The organism is Candidatus Krumholzibacteriota bacterium (genome assembly GCA_034520215.1).
Taxonomy (GTDB): Bacteria; Krumholzibacteriota; Krumholzibacteriia; order Krumholzibacteriales; family WJIX01; genus JAGHBT01.
This window is the reverse complement of sequence record JAXHNR010000002.1, coordinates 412,715-430,450: the sequence shown is the minus strand read 5'-3', so window position 1 is coordinate 430,450 and position 17,736 is coordinate 412,715. Positions and strand designations below refer to the sequence as shown.

The window sequence follows — 17,736 nt, the reverse complement described above, 5'->3', positions numbered from 1 at the left end:
ATTTATTCTTCCCCCGATGACTTTGCATATTTATACTTTACTTTCCCTTCAACAACGCGTCTCAGCGCTATTGTAGTGACCTTCTCCTGAACCTCTTCACCGGAAAGCCGCAGAAGCGCGCTTATTCTCTTAGCCTCGCTAGAGACTACTCTTACAATCTCATACCGGTTCTTGTCCATATTGAGGAATTTTTCCATAACTTCAATATCCATAGCGACCCCTTAACATACTGTCGAATTACGGTAAACAACCCACTTCGCAGAACAATTTACATAATCGATCAGAGAAAGTATAATTAAATATAATTTTCTCTGATAATCAACCTATTTTCACAAATCAGCTCTTTCCGAGCGCATCGATTCCGCCTTGATTATCGTACAAATATCTTCGACGCAGCGTTCAACCTGTTTATTTACAACAACGTAATCGTACTTCCCGGAACAATCCATTTCACGCCTGGCGTTATCGAGTCTCTTTCTGACCGCCTGCTTATCATCTGTCTTTCGCCCTCTCAGCCTGCTCTCGAGCTGCTCAAGCGAGGGTGGGAGTATCATTATCAAAACAGCGTCGGGGATCTTCTCTTTCAACGCCAGACCGCCCTGAACATCCAATTCCAGAGCCACGTTCCATCCCTCCCCGATCTTCTCTTCAACGTAACCGATGCTTGTTCCGTAGAGATTGCCGTAGACTTCAGCCCATTCGATAAACTCTCCCTTTTCTATTCTATCTTTAAAATCCTCACTGTCTGTAAAGAAATAGCTCTCTCCGTCAACTTCACCCTCGCGGGGAGGGCGGGTTGTAAAGGATATGGATTCCTTTAAATTATCAAATCTGGCAAGCACGTGCCTGTTTACAGTTGACTTGCCAACTCCGGACGGACCGGAGATTACTATCACGAAAGGTTCTCTTAAGCGAATGATATCACACCTCCAGAGCTCTTAACTCTGAGCTTCCCTTAGCCGGCGCACAAGAGTCTCCACAGCCACGGCGGACAGGATCAGCTGATCGGAAGTAGTAAAAATAACAGACCGTGTTTTCCGCCCCTGCGTTACGTCTATCAATTTGCCTCTGCCTGCCTTCTCCTCCCTGTACCTGCGAACCGGCGATGAATCACAGGCTGATATAACTACGATCTTATCTTTTGCCACCACATTGCCGAATCCGATATTGAGCATCATTCCGCCTTCAAATCCTTTTAAGAATACTAACTGTATTACTAGTTACACACTGCCCCGGCCGTCTAAACCACGGCTATTCGAGATTTTGAACCTGCTCTCTGATTCTCTCCGCCTTTTCCTTAATATCCAGACATCTGTTTATTATTTTAGTGTCCGAGGCCTTGTTGCCCAGCGTTGTAATCTCCCTGTGAATCTCCTGAAGCATAAATGTGAGCTTTTTAGAGATCTGCCCTCCCTTTTCAAGCTCCCGCGAGAACTGAACGACGTGTGAATCGAGCCGGACAAGCTCCTCTGAGAAATCGGCCTTATCAGCCATAATAGCAACCTCTGTCAGCCAGCGCTTCTCATCTATCTTCAAGCTGCCCAGCATCTCTTTCACCCTTTTTCTGGACCTGGAGAACGCCCTTTCTATCGCGCCCGGGGCTCTCTTCTTTATACTTTCTACAGATTTCTCGATCTTTTTGATATTCCGCTCAATATCATTCTTGAGAATACTCCCCTCTTTTTCCCTCATTCGAACACACCCGTCCAGGGCACTGTCTAAGGATTCTTTTATAGCCGTCTTGATCTTACCTTTAGGGATTTTTGTTTCCCTGCATCTGAAAGCGTCGGGGAATGAAAGTAAAGAAGCTATATCGACCTCGCCCGGAATACCTTCAGATGAGGCAAACTTCTTAACCTCTCTGTAGAGACTTTTCAGAAGGGGTTTATTAATGCCACTTTGAAGAACGGCAGTATTTTTGTCAAAAGAAACCTTTATGTAGACCCTTCCCCGTCTGATTTTCTCACGCACTCTCTTTTCAATATAACTCTGAAACTCGTTCATCTCCGGGGGCAGCTTGATCGAAAAATCCATGAACCTGTGATTGACCGTCCTGATCTCCGTCATCATAGAGCCGCCGTCAACTTTAACTTTTCCTTTTCCGTATCCAGTCATGCTGTAAATCATTTATTCCTCCAGTAGGCGGTAATATTATTCAACAGCTATTCTACAGCCACCCGCGCTTAATTGTAAAGAGACTAAATATTAAAAGTTAAGATAAAAATTTTGACTTAAACTTCACATATCCTTATTATCTTATGCTGATGAACAGCCTTACAGCATACGCACTCGGCCCTCTTCTAAACGCGCGTCTTAAAAACAGCGTTATAAGGGGAATTTATCAGTATCCGGGCTTAGTTACAATATCACTCTCTTCGAGCTGGTCTTCATATATACATATCTTTTTTTCCGGCCCCGAGAGAGATCTTGTTCCCTCAAATTCACTTATAGCAGGCAGAGAACACTCCGCGGACCTGTTTAAACAGACCGCGGGATGCACGGTAACCGGCGTTAAGACACCCGGAACAAACAGGATCATTCTCATCAATCTGACCGCGCCAGGAAGCTGGGGAAGAGATAGAGATTTCGTGTTAAGACTCGATTTTATACCGTCTAACTCCCCCGCGACACTCTTCGGCGGAGAAAAAAAGAGAGTGATATCCACTGTAAACCCTACAAAATCAATTACTCCGCGATCGCCCGACGATGTGCCCGCCACCCAAAACTTTTCGCTCCTGACAATGCCTGACAGGAAACCGGGCGGGTTTCTGGAAGACGCGGGGGTATCTGAAAACTCCCTTCACGGCCGGCTTTTTAACCTTATAAACGGCTTAGACCCCCTTCTTGCCCGGGCAATAATCAGGGAAAGCGGGGGCGATCCCGATTCCGTCTGGGATATGACGCGCCGGATAAGAGACAGGATGAAAGACGGAAATTACAAATGGAATGTCTGCGGGTTAGAAGAAAAAGAGCGGGCCAAAACTGTGTTATATCCTATTTCGCTTCCCGTCGGACAGAGGATAATCGAGTCGGAAGACTATAGCGAAGCGGCCGGCTTGCACGCGGAGCGTACGGTTCTGCCCCTCTTTGTTGAAACCTTAAGGAACAGGGCCGCAAAAGAAGCAGGGAAAGAGTTAAAGCGGCTCAGGCGCCTGAGGAAAAACCTTTCAAAGGACTTAGATAAAGCCGCGCGCTCTGAAGAATTCCACCTCTACGGCAACCTTCTAACGACACACTTTGGCAAATTAGAAAAGGGAATGGAGAAGATAACTCTTCCCGATTTCTCTGAGAAAGAAGAAATCATTATACCCCTTGACAGCACCCTCGGCCCCCAGCAGAACATTCAGAAATACTTCAAGAAAGCCCAAAAGGGGAAGAAGGGGCGCAAGAAAATCAAGCGGAGACTAAGGGCGGTCGAAAAGAGTATATCGGCGCGGTCTGATTCGCTGGATAAATTGCTGAAGATCAAGAACCCGGGCGAACTTTTAGAATTAATCCCTCAGCGGGACAGGCCTTCTTCACAGCAGAGAGAAAAACCCGGCGAAGACTTTAGAAGATTTGTGCTTGATAAACACCACACTGTATTTGTCGGCAGAAATGCCGGGGAAAATGATCTCTTAACGCATAAGTTCTCTTCAAAGAGAGATTTATGGTTTCATGCCAAAGGAATCGCGGGCTCTCATGTTATCCTCAAGGGAGGCAACCCGTCCACCCCTCCCGATATTCTAAAAACAACGGCCTCGATAGCCGCCTATTACAGCAAGGCAAGAAATTCTAAAATTGTGCCGGTAGCTTATACTGAGAAGAGGTATGTCCGGAAACCTAAAAAATCCCCCCCCGGTACAGCGGCGATTGAACGAGAAACAGTCCTGTTTGTCCATCCTTCGATTCCGTCTTCAGACTGATTCAGCTCTGGCAGACAAACCGAACAACTGCTGCCTCGCCTATTTTTCCGCGTAACCAGTTTCTGATCCCAGAAGATAGGTCTCGCCCTCATCAGAGTCAAGCGTAATTACAACGGGATCGAAAGCATCCCATTGTATGTAAACCGGGCTGTATTCATCAGGTTTTTCCCCGTAGGGAACGATGTCTACCAATACCCATTCGCTGTCATACTCTTCGAAGCTGATGTAATATTCCCCGCTCGAGTAAATGCTGAAAAGGGTTTCGTTAAGATAAACAAACGAATAACCGCCGCCCGTCTTAACGTCAACCGGGATTCCCATTTCGTCTCCCGCGTAAACTAATGAACTGGCGAGAAGAAACAGCAGAACCACCGCGAAAAAGACTTTAATGGAATTCTCCACCAAGGTTCCTTTCCACATATCATCCCTTCCATAAGCGGATTTACTCCGCTTTATTTAAGACTCTGTTTCCTTTTCACACGGTGTTATTCACTGGTGTGTTTTCAAGGCGTATTATACCACATTCCCCCGTAAAATAAAACAACAATTTCTATCCGCCAGCGCTATACCTGTAAATAGCGGCGGCGGCCGGGGCTAAAAAAAAACGGATCACAAGCTCAATGCCGGACCGTTTGGCGTTGATTCCGCCGCTTTATTTATCTGAATATTTCATCAAACTTGTCCGGCCAGGCATTATCCTTTGAGCCTTCCCGGCTGTTTGCCATTGTTCTCAGTAATTCCAGGACAGCGTAGCAATCTGAGAGAGAATCATGAAAATCAAAATTTTTCCTGCCGCAGATTATATCAACGGCTTCCTCCAACTTTGGCCATTTCATCCCGTAATATTTATGGGCGATCGCGCAGGTTCCGGTAAAATTTCTCATCGTGCAGAAATTTTTCTTAAATTCATAATTATGAGCAGTCAGTAAAAACCCCGTATCAAAAGGGCTATTATGACAAACCGCGAGGTCCGCCTTCCCGCAGAACACGACGACCTCTTTATCCTGATTAAAATAAGAGGGATAACGATTATCTCCCTGCCCGCGCTTGTGCTTTATAACATCAGCGGTCAGACCGTTAACTCTTAGAGCTTCCGGATTATACGGTTCTATCGAGTAATAATACCTGTCAAATTCCTCTTTGACCTCGAAACGTCTGTAATCACCGTCACGAAATGTACTGACATGCAATCCGGAGAAACTGAGAACTGAATTGAAGGCCGGCATCAACCCATTGGTCTCAACATCAAAGATTATGAACTTATAAGCCATAATATCCACTCGGCACATTATTTATTGTAAGATAGAACTCCGCTTGAAAGATCTTTTTTCTATTATACAGTCAACACGGCACAGGTTCAATTTATACATTTAGTGGAGTTTTTCCAATTTTTATAACCTATAAGGTAGAGGGTGATTTGTGATAGTATGCGGCTGATTGATCTAAGCATGAAAAGAACTTTACTGAAAACCCCCGGCCGGTTATAATGGTATCGGCTTAAAAATTGTCTTTTTTAATAGTAACTCTTCCTGGGCATTGACTAAACTGATTAACATCAGAAGGTGAAGCATAATTAATAAAGGGAAATGCGAGGTAAAAGATGAAAATAATCTGCAAATCCGGTTTTAATATATCTCTGATGAAAGTCCTGCCTGTAATCTTAATCACGGCTTTTCTCTTCTCTTGCGCGATTGTTCCCCTTACGGGACGCAAGCAGGTCAACTTCATTCCTAATTCCGAGATACATGCCATGAGTTTCGCCCAGTATGACGAGTTCCTTAAAAGCAACCCTGTTGTCGAGGGAACAGACGACGCGAAGATGGTAAAGCGCGCGGGAAGGAGAATCAAAGAAGCAGTGGAGAGATACTTTGCCCGGGAAGGAATGTCCGCCCATCTGTCGGGTTACGCCTGGGAATTCAACCTCGTTGACAACAGCAAGGTCAACGCGTGGTGTTTGCCCGGAGGTAAAGTGGTAATCTATTCGGGTATCCTGCCTGTAACTAAAACCGAGGAAGGACTGGCGGTAGTCATGGGTCATGAAATAGCCCATGCCATTGCAGAACACGGCAGTGAACGCATGAGTCATCAGATGATGGCGCAATTGGGCGGCATGGCGCTCTCAAAAGCTATTGAAGAGAAACCGGAGAAGACACGGGCTTTGTTTATGACCGCCTTCGGTATCGGCACTCAGCTTGGAGCTATGCTGCCCTACAGCCGCCTGCATGAATCGGAAGCCGATCATCTGGGTTTGATATTTATGGCTATGGCGGGTTACGACCCCCGCGAAGCGGTCTCATTCTGGAAACGAATGGCGGCCGAAAAGGACGGAAACGCCCCGCCGGAGTTCTTAAGCACACACCCTTCCGATCAGAATAGGGTGGACGATCTTAAAAAGCTTCTGCCGGAGGCGCTGAAATACTACGGCAAGTAGCCTTTAGGGTACGTCTCTCGACAAAAATGCAGGCAAAAAAAAGGGCCGGATAAATTATCCGGCCCGAACAATTTTACTTTTTAATCCAGCTTGAACTTTCAGTCGAGGAGAAATCTCTCGAGGAACATAACGACCGAATAAGCCATGTAGTCCCTGTTCGATTTCTTTTTAAAGCCGTGCCCTTCGTCCTTCGCGAGAAGGTACCAGGCGTCTCCACCGTTCTTTCTCACCGCGGCGAGCATCTGCTCCGCCTCGCTCGCTGGAACGCGCGGGTCATTGAGGCCCTGAATTATAAAGATCGGTTTTGTGATCTTGTGAGCGTTCGTGGTAGGGGATATCTTGAGCAGAAACTCTCTCATATCCGGATCGCGCTCGTCGCCGTATTCGACCCTTCTAAGGTCACGACGGTACTCCTTCGTGTTCTCTAAGAAAGTTACAAAGTTGCTTATCCCCACATTATCTATAGCGCATCTGATTTCGCTGTTGTAATGGGTCATCGCGGCGTATGTCATATAGCCGCCGTATGAACCTCCGTACACGGCGATCCGCTCAGGATCGAACCGCGGCTGTTTCTTTATCCACTTTATAAGCGCTCCGATATCCTTTACGGAATCTTCCCTCTTGTAACCGTTATCCATCTTGAGGTAGGTCTTTCCGTAACCGCTCGACCCTCTGACATTCGGAGCTATCATAGCGATACCCATCTCGTTTACCGTATAGGACCACAGCGACGAAAAGTAAGGAACGTACTGTCCCTCCGGCCCGCCGTGGATGTAAATTAGAACGGGGCAGGGCTTCTCGGCGTTCTTCGGCTCATAGCAGAAGGCGGGAATCTCTCTCGGCTCGCCGTCAACCTCGTCGAACGTCTCGTAATGAAACAGCTCGGGCGACGCGAAAGAGTCAGTGTCAAGCCCCCCTATCTCACTGAAAGTCCACCTGGTAAGCCCGTAGCTTTCCAGATCGAGAACATAAGCGTCTCCCGTGGTTTTGGAAGTAGAAATCGTAACCGCTATACTCTTATCTTCCGGATGAAAGTCCAGCCCTCCTATCCTGCCAAGCGGAATACCAGGCACCTTTTCGTATTTCTCATCTTCAACGTCCATTATGTAAAGCGCTTCGATTCCGTCCTCGTTTACCGTGAAGGCAAGTTTGCTGCCGTTATGAGACATCGAGATTTGTCCTACGTCCCAGTTGATCTTTCCGGTAAGAACCTTTGACTTCTTTTTCTTAAAATCCCAGTAACGGAGATTCTTAAACTCCGAACCCTTATCCGATGTATAATAGAGGCCTTTCCCGTCCTTAGCCCACACTGCTCCTCCGTAGGATACCTTTTCCTCTGCCGGATCTACCTGAGCAAGCTTTCCGGTTTCAACATCCAGAACGTAGCCGTACGATTCGTTCGCCGACACATACCTTCCGGCGAGGATCCTCCCGTCATCCGGCGACCATTCTCCCGGGAACCAGAACCCGCCTTCCTCAAGGATGGGGCGGGACTTACCCTTTTCGCTGAGCTCCATAAGATGCAGGTCCCAGTCGCGCCCGTTTCGCTTCGTCGTGTAGAACGCAAACTTGTCCCCTCCGTTAGACCAGGAAGAGGTTCCGTTTCTGGAAGCGCCGTCTGTTAACATTTCGTAATTTCCAGTCTTAACATTGAAATAGAATATCTGATAAAATTCGTTCCCCCCTGTATCCTTAGAGAAGAGAAGCAGATCCTTCTCGGGATCGGGGCAAACCGCGGCTCCGCTTACGGGCTCGCTGAAGAAAGTTAGCTGTCTTCGCGCCCCTCCCGGTTTTGCCACGTAGTGTATCTGGCTTGTTTCTCCGAATCTGGTGCTGATGTAGATCCCGTCCCCTTCGGCATCCCATCCAATTCCTCTCGCTCCGCGGACATTCCTGAACTGCACCATCCGGTCCTTGATCTCCCGAGGTATCTCCGGGATCCCCTCTATGACCAGTTTTCCCTCTTCTCTTCTTTCAACTGCGAGAGCGGGGCGGGCGGCCGCGAGAACAGCCACCACAAGGGCCAAAGTCAGTATGAGCGACTTTTTCATAACAAACCTCCTCTGATTTAAACAAACGGTGACAGGCGTTTTTTTTCTATACAGCCTCATTCATATACCGCGCGCCGCTGAATTAACAGATATTAAAATCAGCGGCAGAACATTATTTTACATATTAGACTCACACTATGCCAGAGTTTTATACCCGCAATCGAAAAAGTCATCAAATTTATTTCACCATAGGACTGTTCTTCTTCATAGATCGATTTACCCGCGCTGATATTTACAATATGTTCCGCCGTGATTGAATCTTTTTTTTACAGAACTTTATTTATCTCATCAAAAAACGTATAGTATATTCATCCAAACCAAAGGATATGAATATGAAAAGGAATAACTCCGGTTCGAAGGGAAACGCGATCACAAACTATATCTCACAAGAGGAGCTTGATATATTAAGGCGAGGAAGGGAGCCGTCCCTGATGCCGGAAAAGACAGCTCTCATTATTCTGGATATGCAGAGATTTTTTCTAGACCCCTCTTCCCATGCCTATATCCGGGATGCCGGCAGCATTATTCCGGGATTAAAAAGGCTGGTTCTGGAATTCCGGAAAAACCATCTTCCCGTTGTGGTGACAAGGCATCTCAATACTGAGGAAAACGCCGGCTCCATGGCGCGCTGGTGGAATGATATGATAACCGAAGATAATCCCATGAGCCGAATTATTCCTGAATTCCGCCAGCCCGGCACAAAACAGCTCGTAAAGACGCAATACGACGCCTTCCTGAATACAGATCTTCAAAACTTTCTCACAGAGAAAGGAGCGAAACAGATTGTCATTGGAGGAGTAATGACCCACCTCTGCTGCGAAACAACCGCGCGCGCCGCGTTCACCAGAGGGTTCGACGTGTTCTTTCTTGCAGACGGAACGGCTACATATTCCATAGAGCTCCAGAGGGCGACGCTTCTGAATATCTCTCATGGATTCGGCTGCCCCGTTCTGGTCAATGAGGTATTAGCCGTCCTTATGAAAGACGAGAAAGATCGGGGGAGTTTCCAATGAATGATATCCGGGTTTCCATAATCGGAGCCGGCCCCGCGGGAATAGCCTGCGCGGTGCAGCTTAAAAGGTATGACATTCCCTTCAGAATCTTCGAAAGAGACCGGATTGGGGGATTGGTCAGGAATGCTAATCTTGTTGAAAACTATTTGGGATACCCGGACGGTATATCCGGAGAAGCCCTTACAGATCTGTTTCGCAGGCACTTAAGAGAAAACAAGATCAATGTCATAAACGAGAAAGCTGATTCGGTCGCATGGGGAGAAAACGGATTTCTGATAAATACGCGGGATTCTGAATTTTCCAGCGATATTGTTGTAGCGGCATCAGGAACGAAACCTAAGCCGGCACCTGTTTCTGTTCCGGAGAGACTTGAGGGGAGAGTTTACAGTGAAGTATATCCGCTTCGGGATTTAAAAGAGAGCAGGGTGGCAATAGCGGGGGCGGGGGACGCGGCGTTTGACTACGCGCTCTTCCTCTCGGCGCGAAACGATGTTACCATACTGAACCGTTCTGGGATCGTAAAGTGTCTACCTCTGCTTGAGAAAAGAGCAAAGAGAAATCCTCGAATAAAATATCTCGACAACATAAGAGTTTCAACTGTCAGGAGTAAGGAGAATGAGATTCTGCTGGATTGCATTCAAGCCGGCAGGCGCTGTGAAATCAGCTCTGACTTCCTTCTGTTTGCCGTAGGGAGGGAGCCGGAAACGGCCTTCCTTTCCTCAATCTCCGGCAGGCAGAAGAATGAACTTCTCGAGAAAAAGCTTTTATACATTATCGGTGATGCCGCAAACTCTTTATACAGGCAGGTCTCCATCGCATCAGGAGAGGGAATAATGACTGCCATGAAGATAGCAAAAGCCCTTGAAGCCCGGAAAGAAACAAACAGAAACGGTGAAAACTGATGGAAGTAATAAAATCCACCGGAACAGAAGATATCGCGACAGTATACCTTGCTCAAATGGACAACGGAAAAGCCGTAGAGTTTGTTGAATCCGTACAACCCCCCATCCCCAGGGAAAAGAAATGGGTGATAATAGTATCTACATTGTTCGGCTGCCCCGTCGGATGCAAAATGTGTGATGCCGGCGGAGATTATAGCGGGAAACTTACAAAGGGACAAATAACAGATCAGATTGATTTTTTGATCAGAAGACGATATCCCGGCGGTAATGTGCCGGCTGAAAAATTCAAAATCCAGTTTTCAAGAATGGGGGAGCCGGCGCTAAACAGCGCGGTCCTTGACGTTCTCGAGGAACTTCCAAAGATGTATAACGCGCCGGGGCTAATTCCCTCGCTGTCCACAATTGCTCCCGCCGGAAGCGGAGACTTCTTCGGCAGATTGTCGGAAATCAAGAAAAGGCTGTATTCAAAGGGAAAATACCAGCTTCAGTTTTCCATACATTCAACAGATATAAAACAAAGAGACGAGGTCATACCGGCAGCCAAATGGAGCTTCGGCGAGATAGCCAAATACGGCGAGAAATTCTTTGAAGAAGGAGACAGAAAATTAACTCTGAATTTTGCCCTCGCCAAAGATATGGCAATTGACCCCTTTGTTCTGGGAAAATATTTTTCGCCTGAGAAATTTCTTATTAAAATTACACCTCTTAACCCCACATATAAGGCAGCTCAAAACAGATTGGAATCTTTTATCGACCCGCAGCAACCCGGCCCCGGGAACGACAACCTCATAAGAAAACTAAGAAACGCGGGATACGAAGTTATTCTAAGTATCGGCGAAACCCGCGAGAACAGGATAGGAAGCAACTGCGGACAATATGTGCAGAAATATCTCAGTTCCTCAGAAAAGCTGGAAAAAGCATACGGAGTTAGATTCCAGAAGACAAGCTTTGAAACAACGGCTGGGAACGTAAGAAAAAGACCGGCGGAGAATAACGCCTGATTCTGTGATCCATGTTAAACCACGGCGGGTTCTGCCATTATTGCAATATGAATATTGAATATTTAAATTACAGGTTTTATAAAAGTAGCCCGCGGTCAGCCCTTTAGCCGGAATTTGGGTTGCAGTATCATTTTTATTAAAATAGAATTAGCGGGTAATCAATGGTTTTAATCAAAAGGAGGGCCAGGATAATTATGATGATTCGTAAGTTTAAAAAAGCGTTTATCACGGCACTGGTTATTATATTTTTTACGCCCGCTGTTTCTCTGGCCGCGGAGGACGGAAAGAAATCTCTCGGAGCTAAAACGATAGTGCCACCCTCGCCGGTCTGGATAATAGGCTCGTACGACAAAGAGGGAGAGCCGAATATTATGACAGCTTCATGGGTCGGTGTCTGCTGCTCAAAGCCTCCATGCGTTACGATCTCACTCAGGGAGGCAACCTATACGCACGGTAATATCAAGGAGAGCGGAGCTTATACCGTTAACATCCCTTCGGTAGATAACGCTGCTTCAGCCGCCTTCGCGGGGACAGTCTCGGGGCGGGACAGAGACAAATTCAAAGAAACCGGCCTTACGCCTGTAAGGAGCAAGCTGGTAAACGCGCCCTACGTAAAAGAATATCCCCTCAACGTGGAATGCAAGCTGATAAAAACAGTTGAGCTCGGTCTTCACACCATGTACATAGGAGAAATCATGGATGTCAAATCAGACACCTCTATACTGGGGGAAAACGGCATGCCTGACCCGGAGAAGCTCGCCCCCTTTATTTACAGCGTTGGCGGATGGGGATTCTACAGGCTTGGAGATCATATCGGTTCTGTTGGAGCGCTGGCAAAGGAGATTGAAGAAGAGAAATAGGCGTAGCGGACGCCTTCGATAATGGCGGTTAATTAACTCTCAGAGTGGCATATAGCCCGGAGCATGGCTTAAGGAAGTTTTGCTATGCCTGAAATCAGCCGGTTTCCCGGAATAACAACATTCTACCTGAGAAGAATCATCTTTTTCGTTATGCTCTTCTTGCCCGTTGTCAATTTGTAGAAATAGACCCCGCTTGAAACCATAACCTCGTCTTTATTGCGTCCCGCCCACTCCTTCTTATGCCTGCCGGCCTTTTTAACTGAATCTTCAAGCCTTACGATCCTTCTGCCTGATACATCATAGATATCAAGAGTCACACGAGATCTCTCCGGTATGCTGTAATAAATAGTAGTGGAAGGATTAAATGGATTCGGATAATTCTGGCTGAGGGCAAGTTTTGGAGTCTCGGTTTTAACTATTTCAGTTACAAAGAGCATGCGCATGCTCTCATCGTCTATTACATCCACCCTGTATCTGTAGCTTGACCCGGGCTCGTAGCTCTTATCAACTATCTTGTAGGATAATTCTTCTGTTCTGGCAATTTCAGCCTGTATCGGAAGAAATCTGCCGCTTCCTTCTTCTTCACGGTAAACTGAGAAGTCCATAGACTTACCAGCCTCTGACAGTTGCCATGAAATCTCTACTCCATCTTCGCTTAAAGAACACATGCACGAATGTAGCATAGTCGGAGTACTGTCATATGTACCGTCTCCGTTGTTAAAAAGAACTGATACGTTGTCGCTGTTATTATTCGCTACGGCAAGGTCAAGGTCGCTGTCTCCGTCAAGATCTCCCGCAAAAACTGACGCGGGACCATCACCGGCTGAATAATTTACAGCCCCAGCGTATGTACCGTCTCCGTTGTTAAGGAGAACTGATACGTTGTAGCTGTTATTATTCGCTACGGCAAGGTCAAGGTCACTGTCTCCGTCAAAATCTCCCGCAAAAACTGACGCGGGACCATTACCGGCTGAATAATTTGCCGCCCCCGCGTATGTGCCGTCTCCGTTGTTAAGGAGAACTGATACGTTGTAACTGTTATTATTCGCTACGGCAAGGTCAAGGTCACTGTCTCCGTCAAAATCTCCCGCAAAAACTGACGCGGGACCATCACCGGCTGAATAATTTGCCGCCCCCGCGTATGTACCGTCTCCGTTGTTAAGGAGAACTGATACGTTGTAACTGTTATTATTCGCTACGGCAAGGTCAAGGTCACTGTCTCCGTCAAAATCTCCCGCAAAGACTGACGCGGGACCATTACCGGCTGAATAATTTGCCGCCCCCGCGTATGTGCCGTCTCCGTTGTTAAGGAGAACTGATACGTTGTAACTGTTATTATTCGCTACGGCAAGGTCAAGATCACCATCTCCGCCAAAATCTCCCGCAAAAACTGACGCGGGACCATCACCGGCTGAATAATTTACAGCCCCCGCGTATGTGCCGTCTCCGTTGTTAAGGAGAACTGATACGTTGTAACTGTTATTATTCGCTACGGCAAGGTCAAGATCACCATCTCCGCCAAAATCTCCCGCAAAGACTGACGCGGGACCATTACCGGCAACATAATTTTCAGCAGGCGCGTATGTGCCGTCTCCGTTGTTAAGGAGAACTGATACGTTGTAGCTGTTATTATTCGCTACGGCAAGGTCAAGGTCGCTGTCTCCGTCAAGATCTCCCGCAAAGACTGATTCGGGACCATCACCAACGTCATATGACAATGAGGAATAAAATAGCGGTTCAAATGCTAAAACGCTGTTTGCTTGGAGCAGAAATAAAATAATTGTTGCCGAGAAATAGACTGCGAGAAAATGAATTTTCTTCTTCATAGCGCTCCCCTTTTGTTTCAGGTTTAACCCTTAAAATCTGATAATCGGAATAATAGCTGCATTGTATCACAAATCAATGAAATGAATCGTTCAAAAAATTAATATTTATAATAATCAAGTGCTGTTTCAGATATCAGGAAGGTTCTAAGAGTGGGCGGGATGGTTTGCCGGACGTTCTCTCTGAGGCGCCTTCACCGGTTTCCCTTGCCGCTCCGAACGCTCCTCTGCAGTCATTATCGGAGAGGGCAGAAGAGATGAGGAATATCTTTAACGCATCAGAGCGCCCGGCGTGATTTTCGATAATTCCCTTTATAATTATAGCGGGCGGTAGTATAATTTCCCGCAGTTTGATTGAATGATCATCCTGAACAGCAGATACTCCGGAGAATCCGGCCGGAAATTGAAAATCATTAATCCGCGAACTGAATAAAAGGTATTTCGCGGCAATTTAACACGGAGATGAAAATATGAGCCTGCTCGGAAACATTCTGTGGATTATTTTAGGGGGCGGAATATTTCTGTTTCTGGAATATCTGCTGGGAGGGTTGATTCTCTGCCTCACTGTAATAGGAATCCCCTTCGGTATTCAATGCATCAAATTATCATTCCTGGCCATCTCCCCCTTTGGAAGGGAAATCCGTCAAACCGGATCCTCATCGGGATTTCTCTCCATCCTGATGAATATCCTGTGGATTATCTTCGGGGGATTCTGGGTAGCGGTAACTCACCTGATATTCGGTCTTTTGTGTGCCATAACCATCATAGGGATCCCCTTTGCCAGACAGCACATGAAGCTCGCGACCCTTTCATTAACCCCGTTCGGATATACTTGCCGCCGGTAGAGCCGGCAGGCAGCATCCCTAATGTAACTTCCATATACCGGAAAATCAGCAAAGATCTGTGTGGCCGAACGGCCCCTTCAGACAGAAATGTTCCGGGCGGCCGTTACTTCTTTTTCCTTCCCACCGGCATGATCGCCATTGGCCGCTCGCTGCCGGGAAGCTCCAGGGCGTCCTTCACCCTATCCTCGCTGAAGGCCCCGATAACCACGGTGCCCAGCCCCAGCGGCTCGCACTGGAGATAGATATTCTGAACAGCCGAACCCGCCTCCATCGGCACATAAAGATCGGCCCTTTTCCCATACTTGCCCTCGACCCTCTGATATACCGCGGTGATGATTATATCAGCCGCGCATTCTCTGACATAACTCTGGCCCAGTGCGGCTTCGGCGAGGTGATCCCGCAGATCCTCTCCGCTTTGCGGTACCAGGGAATGCTTCTCTGGAATATACTTATACAACCCTGCATCCAGGCCGCTCACCCTGCCGGAGGCCACATAAATCTCCAGGGGATAGAGCGCTCCCGCCGAGGGGGCGGTCCTGAGCCCGCCGAACCATTCTCTCTCTTCCGGCCAGTGAGCCGGCTTGTCCATCCTTTTGGTTATCCCCTGAGCCGCCCAGAGAAGCTGCGATAGCTCTTCCAGCGAGATCGGCTCTGAAAGATAGCTTCGCACAGAGCGCCTCTGCTTGAGGGCCTTCTCCAGCGAGAGGGAACCGTCTTTTGCCGGCTCAGGAAGCTTTATCTCCCGCGGTCCGTCGGCGAAGGACTGTCCGGCCGTTGCGGACACAAGCAGCAGGCAGATCAGCTTCAACATAATTAACCCTTTAACTTTTATCACTTTACCTCTCTCCTCTCCGCGCCGCCTCGGCGCGCTGTTACTTCTCGGCACCCCTTCTGTACACAACGTCCCCTCCGACAACGGTATAATCCACCCTGGCCTTCATGATATCCTCCGAGGGTATGCTCATAAGGTCGCTGTCGAATATTACCATGTCGGCCAGGTAACCCTTCCTGATCATCCCCTTCCTGTCCTCCATGAACTGGGCGTAAGAGGAGCCGAGCGTATACAGCTCGATAGCCTTCTCCATGGTGAGCTTCTGCTCCGGGAACCATCCTTTTGCCTCTTCGCCCGCACGGGATTTTCTGGTGACAGCCGCGTACAGGCCCTGCAGCGGATCTATCGGCTCCACCGGGTAATCGGTCCCGAAGGCCAGATCCGCTCCCGCCTCCAGCAGGCTCTTCCAGGCGTAGGCGCAGCGACTCCTGTCCCTTCCGATTCTCTTCTCGCAGAAACGCTTGTCGGTGATGCAGTGGGTCGGCTGCATGGAGGCGATAACCCCCAACCGGGCAAACCTGGGGATATCATCCTCTATAAGTATCTGGGCATGCTCTACCCGGTGCCGGCTGTCCCTCTTCCCGTTTACTTCCTGAGCCTTCTGATAGGCGTTTAGTACCCAGTGGTTCCCCCTGGTTCCGATGGCGTGGATCCCTATCTGAAACTCCATACTGTCCGCTCTTACCACCCGCCGCTCCAGCTCACCGTATTTCATCTGGGGCAGCCCGGTATTCTCCGGCTGTCCCGCGAAAGGTTCGAACATCATGGCGGTGGCGGAACCGAGGGTTCCGTCCATGAAGTCCTTTAATATGCCGAAACGTATCCAGTTGCCGCCGCGGGGATACTCCTCCCTGAGCTTCTGATACTCGATTAATTTATCCAGGTCAGCTGTCAGCCGTTTGGATACATCCACACGCAGGGTCAGCTCCCCCCTGTCCATGAACTGACAGTATATGGCAAAATCGGCGTCTTCGGGAAGCTGAATGCTGGTAACGCCTTTTCTCGCCGCCATATCAAACGCGGCTCGCCATCTCCTGACCTTCTCTTTCCGGCCGTCCTGTTTCTCCTTACTCTCCGAATACTCAATCAGGTTCTCCGCGGATTCTTTCAGTATCCCGGTAGGCTCCCCTGTCTGAGGGTCTCTCTGAATCTCTCCACCGGGCGGGTCCGGGGTGTCCCTGTCAATCCCGGACATCTTCAGCACATAGCTGTTAACCAGCACGGAATGCCCGTCCACCCTGCCCAGTACAACCGGGTTATCCGCAGAGACCGGATCTATCAGCTCCTTCGTTGGCCATTTTTTATCGGGGAACAGCTCGTGCTCCCACCTTCCGCCCCTTATCAGTTCTCCCGGCTCCGCCTCGGATACCTTCTCTTTGACCCTCTCTGTGATAACAGCCGGTTCTGTAATATACCTCAGGTCTATGTAATCCGGGTCTATCGAGCCGAAATGAATATGCGCGTCGTTAAAGCCGGGCACCAGGAGGCGTCCGGCGGCATCTATCACCTCGGTCTTTCCCTCCTCTATATATTCTTCTATCTCCGAGTTGGAGCCGACCGCTATGATCTTCTCTCCCGCCACAGCTACCGCTTCAGCACGGGGATTATCACTGTCTATAGTCACAACCTTCGCGTTCTTAACCGCCAGGTCAGCTGGCCGGGAATTCTTCTCTTCCGAGCATCCCCCGGCCAGAAGAAGAACCACAGCTGCCGCCGAAAGCAATCTCTTAAATATCATATCTGCCCCCTTTAAATTCAGAGTTCCCACACAGTATATATCCTCTTCGAGGCATTCTTCCAGCATTTTCATCAAGAGATACTCCTGCCTGCCGGTCTCGTCTCTAGTGTTGTAATATGTAAATTAATTGTTTGTATTTACATTGGTCTCAATTCTGTCTTCCTCCCCCGGCCTTCCTCTCGAAGCGGTGAACGGGAAGAGGATCGTTCTCCCATTCGTGACTCTTATTATTCAATTTCTTAATATGCGGCGGCGGAGACCATATCGGGCATGTAACAGCAAAAGAGACCGGGAATACCTTATAACGCGCCGTAAGCGGCAGGAGGCAGACAGAC

At 48.3% G+C, this 17,736-nt stretch carries 17 protein-coding genes; 7 read left to right on the top strand and 10 right to left on the bottom strand.

Annotated elements, in window-relative coordinates; all coding sequences use genetic code 11:
• Positions 1 to 2 precede the first annotated feature (2 nt).
• The 4 genes from U5O15_08460 to U5O15_08445 form a co-directional block, all read right to left on the bottom strand.
• Complete coding sequence (locus tag U5O15_08460; protein MDZ7860676.1) at positions 3 to 212, bottom strand: DNA-directed RNA polymerase subunit omega; 210 nt, start codon at positions 210 to 212, stop codon at positions 3 to 5.
• Positions 213 to 329: 117 nt separating this feature from the next.
• Entirely contained in the window at positions 330 to 896 is a 567-nt protein-coding gene (gmk, locus tag U5O15_08455) for a guanylate kinase (protein MDZ7860675.1), read from the bottom strand.
• 42 nt (positions 897 to 938) lie between these two features.
• Positions 939 to 1,178: a DUF370 domain-containing protein gene (locus tag U5O15_08450; protein ID MDZ7860674.1), complete on the bottom strand. Its 240-nt coding sequence runs from the start codon at positions 1,176 to 1,178 to the stop codon at positions 939 to 941.
• 73 nt (positions 1,179 to 1,251) lie between these two features.
• Positions 1,252 to 2,127 carry a YicC/YloC family endoribonuclease gene (locus U5O15_08445; GenBank protein ID MDZ7860673.1) on the bottom strand — a complete coding sequence of 292 codons (876 nt, stop codon included), beginning with the start codon at positions 2,125 to 2,127 and terminating at the stop codon, positions 1,252 to 1,254.
• A 131-nt stretch (positions 2,128 to 2,258) separates the two neighbouring features.
• On the opposite strand from U5O15_08445, the gene U5O15_08440 reads away from it, so the two are divergent.
• The gene (locus U5O15_08440; GenBank protein MDZ7860672.1) at positions 2,259 to 3,905 is read left to right on the top strand and encodes an NFACT RNA binding domain-containing protein; all 1,647 of its coding nucleotides are present in this window, start codon (positions 2,259 to 2,261) and stop codon (positions 3,903 to 3,905) included.
• A 39-nt stretch (positions 3,906 to 3,944) separates the two neighbouring features.
• Here U5O15_08440 and U5O15_08435 read toward each other — a convergent pair whose 3' ends face one another.
• Both U5O15_08435 and U5O15_08430 read right to left on the bottom strand, forming a co-directional pair.
• The gene (locus U5O15_08435; GenBank protein MDZ7860671.1) at positions 3,945 to 4,325 is read right to left on the bottom strand and encodes a hypothetical protein; all 381 of its coding nucleotides are present in this window, start codon (positions 4,323 to 4,325) and stop codon (positions 3,945 to 3,947) included.
• 236 nt (positions 4,326 to 4,561) lie between these two features.
• Positions 4,562 to 5,176 carry a 3'-5' exonuclease gene (locus U5O15_08430; GenBank protein MDZ7860670.1) on the bottom strand — a complete coding sequence of 205 codons (615 nt, stop codon included), beginning with the start codon at positions 5,174 to 5,176 and terminating at the stop codon, positions 4,562 to 4,564.
• 329 nt (positions 5,177 to 5,505) lie between these two features.
• Here U5O15_08430 and U5O15_08425 point away from each other — a divergent pair, with 329 nt between their 5' ends.
• Entirely contained in the window at positions 5,506 to 6,336 is an 831-nt protein-coding gene (locus tag U5O15_08425; GenBank protein MDZ7860669.1) for a M48 family metallopeptidase, read from the top strand.
• A 98-nt stretch (positions 6,337 to 6,434) separates the two neighbouring features.
• Here the strand turns inward: U5O15_08425 and U5O15_08420 are convergent, their stop codons facing one another.
• Complete coding sequence (locus U5O15_08420; protein ID MDZ7860668.1) at positions 6,435 to 8,387, bottom strand: prolyl oligopeptidase family serine peptidase; 1,953 nt, start codon at positions 8,385 to 8,387, stop codon at positions 6,435 to 6,437.
• 332 nt (positions 8,388 to 8,719) lie between these two features.
• Between U5O15_08420 and U5O15_08415 the strand changes: the two genes are divergently transcribed.
• The 4 genes from U5O15_08415 (at position 8,720) to U5O15_08400 (ending at position 12,163) form a co-directional block, all read left to right on the top strand.
• On the top strand, positions 8,720 to 9,400 hold the full coding sequence (locus tag U5O15_08415) for an isochorismatase family protein (GenBank protein MDZ7860667.1): 681 nt from the start codon (positions 8,720 to 8,722) through the stop codon (positions 9,398 to 9,400).
• The gene (locus tag U5O15_08410; protein ID MDZ7860666.1) at positions 9,397 to 10,302 is read left to right on the top strand and encodes an NAD(P)/FAD-dependent oxidoreductase; all 906 of its coding nucleotides are present in this window, start codon (positions 9,397 to 9,399) and stop codon (positions 10,300 to 10,302) included. The genes U5O15_08415 and U5O15_08410 overlap by 4 nt, the downstream gene beginning before the upstream one ends.
• Entirely contained in the window at positions 10,302 to 11,303 is a 1,002-nt protein-coding gene (locus U5O15_08405; GenBank protein MDZ7860665.1) for a radical SAM protein, read from the top strand. The genes U5O15_08410 and U5O15_08405 overlap by 1 nt, the downstream gene beginning before the upstream one ends.
• 194 nt (positions 11,304 to 11,497) lie before the next feature.
• Positions 11,498 to 12,163, top strand: a complete 666-nt coding sequence (locus tag U5O15_08400) for a flavin reductase family protein (GenBank protein MDZ7860664.1) — start codon at positions 11,498 to 11,500, stop codon at positions 12,161 to 12,163.
• A gap of 122 nt (positions 12,164 to 12,285) precedes the next feature.
• Here U5O15_08400 and U5O15_08395 read toward each other — a convergent pair whose 3' ends face one another.
• A complete protein-coding gene (locus tag U5O15_08395; protein ID MDZ7860663.1) occupies positions 12,286 to 13,989 on the bottom strand; it encodes a T9SS type A sorting domain-containing protein in 1,704 nt (567 codons plus the stop codon).
• Positions 13,990 to 14,456: 467 nt separating this feature from the next.
• On the opposite strand from U5O15_08395, the gene U5O15_08390 reads away from it, so the two are divergent.
• On the top strand, positions 14,457 to 14,831 hold the full coding sequence (locus tag U5O15_08390) for a YccF domain-containing protein (GenBank protein ID MDZ7860662.1): 375 nt from the start codon (positions 14,457 to 14,459) through the stop codon (positions 14,829 to 14,831).
• Positions 14,832 to 14,934: 103 nt separating this feature from the next.
• Here U5O15_08390 and U5O15_08385 read toward each other — a convergent pair whose 3' ends face one another.
• On the bottom strand, positions 14,935 to 15,732 hold the full coding sequence (locus U5O15_08385) for a SagB/ThcOx family dehydrogenase (protein MDZ7860661.1): 798 nt from the start codon (positions 15,730 to 15,732) through the stop codon (positions 14,935 to 14,937).
• On the bottom strand, positions 15,704 to 17,473 hold the full coding sequence (locus tag U5O15_08380; GenBank protein ID MDZ7860660.1) for an amidohydrolase family protein: 1,770 nt from the start codon (positions 17,471 to 17,473) through the stop codon (positions 15,704 to 15,706). Before U5O15_08380 ends, U5O15_08385 begins: the two co-directional genes overlap by 29 nt.
• Between the last annotated feature and the right edge of the window lie 263 nt (positions 17,474 to 17,736).

Coding starts and splice junctions, on each gene's coding strand:
- U5O15_08430 (MDZ7860670.1), bottom strand. CDS start 5,176: ATGGCTTATAAGTTCATAATCTTTGATGTTGAGACCAATGGGTTGATG.
- U5O15_08390 (MDZ7860662.1), top strand. CDS start 14,457: ATGAGCCTGCTCGGAAACATTCTGTGGATTATTTTAGGGGGCGGAATA.
- U5O15_08445 (MDZ7860673.1), bottom strand. CDS start 2,127: ATGATTTACAGCATGACTGGATACGGAAAAGGAAAAGTTAAAGTTGAC.
- U5O15_08395 (MDZ7860663.1), bottom strand. CDS start 13,989: ATGAAGAAGAAAATTCATTTTCTCGCAGTCTATTTCTCGGCAACAATT.
- U5O15_08400 (MDZ7860664.1), top strand. CDS start 11,498: ATGATGATTCGTAAGTTTAAAAAAGCGTTTATCACGGCACTGGTTATT.
- U5O15_08420 (MDZ7860668.1), bottom strand. CDS start 8,387: ATGAAAAAGTCGCTCATACTGACTTTGGCCCTTGTGGTGGCTGTTCTC.
- U5O15_08440 (MDZ7860672.1), top strand. CDS start 2,259: ATGCTGATGAACAGCCTTACAGCATACGCACTCGGCCCTCTTCTAAAC.
- U5O15_08380 (MDZ7860660.1), bottom strand. CDS start 17,473: ATGAAAATGCTGGAAGAATGCCTCGAAGAGGATATATACTGTGTGGGA.
- U5O15_08425 (MDZ7860669.1), top strand. CDS start 5,506: ATGAAAATAATCTGCAAATCCGGTTTTAATATATCTCTGATGAAAGTC.
- U5O15_08410 (MDZ7860666.1), top strand. CDS start 9,397: ATGAATGATATCCGGGTTTCCATAATCGGAGCCGGCCCCGCGGGAATA.
- U5O15_08435 (MDZ7860671.1), bottom strand. CDS start 4,325: ATGTGGAAAGGAACCTTGGTGGAGAATTCCATTAAAGTCTTTTTCGCG.
- U5O15_08405 (MDZ7860665.1), top strand. CDS start 10,302: ATGGAAGTAATAAAATCCACCGGAACAGAAGATATCGCGACAGTATAC.
- U5O15_08415 (MDZ7860667.1), top strand. CDS start 8,720: ATGAAAAGGAATAACTCCGGTTCGAAGGGAAACGCGATCACAAACTAT.
- U5O15_08450 (MDZ7860674.1), bottom strand. CDS start 1,178: ATGATGCTCAATATCGGATTCGGCAATGTGGTGGCAAAAGATAAGATC.
- U5O15_08460 (MDZ7860676.1), bottom strand. CDS start 212: ATGGATATTGAAGTTATGGAAAAATTCCTCAATATGGACAAGAACCGG.